Origin of the sequence: Pseudoalteromonas sp. P1-26 (assembly GCF_001401795.1) — a bacterium.
Taxonomy (GTDB): Bacteria; Pseudomonadota; Gammaproteobacteria; order Enterobacterales; family Alteromonadaceae; genus Pseudoalteromonas.
Map to the genome: position 1 here is coordinate 1 of NZ_LKDX01000103.1, position 2,360 is coordinate 2,360.

At 40.6% G+C, this 2,360-nt stretch carries 2 protein-coding genes; one reads left to right on the plus strand and one right to left on the minus strand.

Annotation, left to right across the window (positions count from 1 at the left end):
* The first annotated feature begins 232 nt into the window (after positions 1–232).
* Positions 233–1,651, plus strand: a complete 1,419-nt coding sequence (locus AN394_RS21045; RefSeq protein WP_054564015.1) for a sodium:alanine symporter family protein — start codon at positions 233–235, stop codon at positions 1,649–1,651.
* A 17-nt stretch (positions 1,652–1,668) separates the two neighbouring features.
* Here the strand turns inward: AN394_RS21045 and AN394_RS21050 are convergent, their stop codons facing one another.
* Positions 1,669–2,115: a hypothetical protein gene (locus AN394_RS21050; RefSeq protein ID WP_054564016.1), complete on the minus strand. Its 447-nt coding sequence runs from the start codon at positions 2,113–2,115 to the stop codon at positions 1,669–1,671.
* Between the last annotated feature and the right edge of the window lie 245 nt (positions 2,116–2,360).

The window sequence follows — 2,360 nt, forward strand, 5'->3', positions numbered from 1 at the left end:
GCTGCCCGCCGTGTCAGTGGATGCGCATTATAGGGATGCGAAGAATTAACGCAAGCACTTTTTGAAGGTTTTTTTGATTATTTTCAAATCATTCAGATACCCACCAAATGCAAACACGTTACCCACAAACACCTGTGGATAACTGATGTTTTTTAGCAGAATAACTAAACTCTCCTCGCTTGTTATGGTAACTTGCGCCGCAGATTTTCCACTCGCTCACAAGGCAAGAAAAATGACAGACATTATAAATAGTATAAGTGGTCTCCTTTGGGGTCACATTCTGGTTTACCTTTTAATAGCTGCGGGGCTATTTTTCACTCTTCGACTCGGTTTTATTCAATTCACTCAATTCCCACATATGATCAAAGTAATGTTTCAGAGCCGCCAAGGTTCTGGCGATGGCATTTCTTCATTCCAAGCATTTTGTACTTCTTTAGCTGCGCGAGTAGGTACGGGTAATATGGCAGGTGTTGCCGTTGCACTTTATTTAGGCGGTGCCGGGGCAATTTTCTGGATGTGGCTTATTGCTTTAATAGGTATGGCGACAAGTTTTGCCGAGAGTACTCTTGCTCAGGCATATAAAACCGTCGATGAAGATGGCAACTTTCGCGGTGGCCCTGCTTATTATATGGAATATGGTTTGGGCAAACGTTGGATGGGTGTGATCTTTTCTCTTTGCCTTATTCTTGCTTTTGGCTTGGTATTTAATGCTGTTCAATCAAACTCTATTGCTGCTGCATTTAATGTTGCGTTTGGTATTCCAAACTATGTTGTAGGTATCGGCTTAGTATTAGGGTCAGGCATTATTATTTTTGGTGGCTTAAAAACTATTTCACGTTTTGCAGAAATGGTTGTGCCATTTATGGCGCTGGCTTATTTGTTAGTTGCACTTTATGTGTGTGCCATGAACTACGATTTATTACCTGACGTATTTATGCATGTTATTAATAGTGCCTTTGGTATCGAGCAAGCGGGTGCGGGTGCAATAGGTTATGGTGTAATGCAGGCTATGATCCAGGGTATTAAACGTGGCCTATTCTCTAATGAAGCTGGTATGGGTAGCGCTGCAAATGCTGCTGCAACGGCAACACCTAACCCACCGCACCCTGCCTCACAAGGTTATGTACAAATGCTCGGCGTATTTGTAGATACAATTATTATATGTACTGCAACTGCAGCCCTTATTTTATTATCACAACAGCTTATACCTAATTCAGGTGTAACTGGCATTGCGTTAACACAAGCTGCCCTTGAAGAACACGTTGGTAGTTGGGGTGCGATATTTGTTGCGATTGCAATTTTGTTTTTTGCATTTACCTCGATAGTTGCTAATTATTCTTATGCCGAAACCAATTTATTGTTCTTAGAGCATAACCATGCTTCGGGTATGTTGATATTCCGATTATTGGTACTTGGTATGGTGATGTTTGGTGCGCTTGGGGAATTGCCACTCGTATGGACCCTTGCCGATGTTTCGATGGGTTTAATGGCTATTGTTAACGTCATCGCTTTATTTATGTTATCGGGCGTCGTTATTTGGCTCGCGAAGGATTACAACACACAACGTAAGGCAGGTAAATTACCTACTTTTGATCCTTCGCAAAACAAAAAGCTAGATCAAACCATTCCTAAAGGCGCATGGCGTAAATAATCTAGTTAAGTAAATTCTTATTTAGGGAGCGTTTGTGCTCCCTTTTTTGTATTTGCTAACTTTTCAAAAACAGACAATATGAATGTAATTTGTTGCTCGTTAAGTTTGGACTCAAGCTCAGTAACAAGCTGAGCTTTAATTTGCGCTTTTAATGCTTGTTTTTGTTCTGCGGTTAGTAATGGCTGCGATTGTTGCTGATAAGATTGCACAGCAGTGAGCATATCCATCAGCACGTCATTATCAAAATCGGTTAGCGCTGCTTTGGCATTACTAATGGCTTGTTCTGATTTATCGAAGACAGTCGATACTTTATCGACAAGCACGCTCACCTCATGAATTTTCAGTACATCGTTAATGTTCGACATAATAATCGCAACAGGAATGAGTACTAATGAGATCGCTAGACAAAGCCCAAATACGGCGCCTACCCAAAACTGATTTAAGCCACGTTTAAATTGCTCCATTACCTTTCCTTGATCCTATTTATTGATTAAAACTTGAAACGCGTTAGCTGTTTTAAAAAGACTAAGGAAACTATAAAGCTATTTTGGCAATAAAAAAATAATTTGATGAGATTATAAAAAGAAATATAAATGAAATAGAGAAGAGGTATTTTATGTAAATGGTGCCCGGGGCCGGACTTGAACCGGCACGCTGTTACCAGCGAGGGATTTTAAATCCCTTGTGTCTACCAATTCCACCACCCGGG

Bases quoted from the DNA above. Each gene is read 5' to 3' on its own strand.
- AN394_RS21045 (WP_054564015.1), top strand. From the start codon at position 233: ATGACAGACATTATAAATAGTATAAGTGGTCTCCTTTGGGGTCACATT.
- AN394_RS21050 (WP_054564016.1), bottom strand. From the start codon at position 2,115: ATGGAGCAATTTAAACGTGGCTTAAATCAGTTTTGGGTAGGCGCCGTA.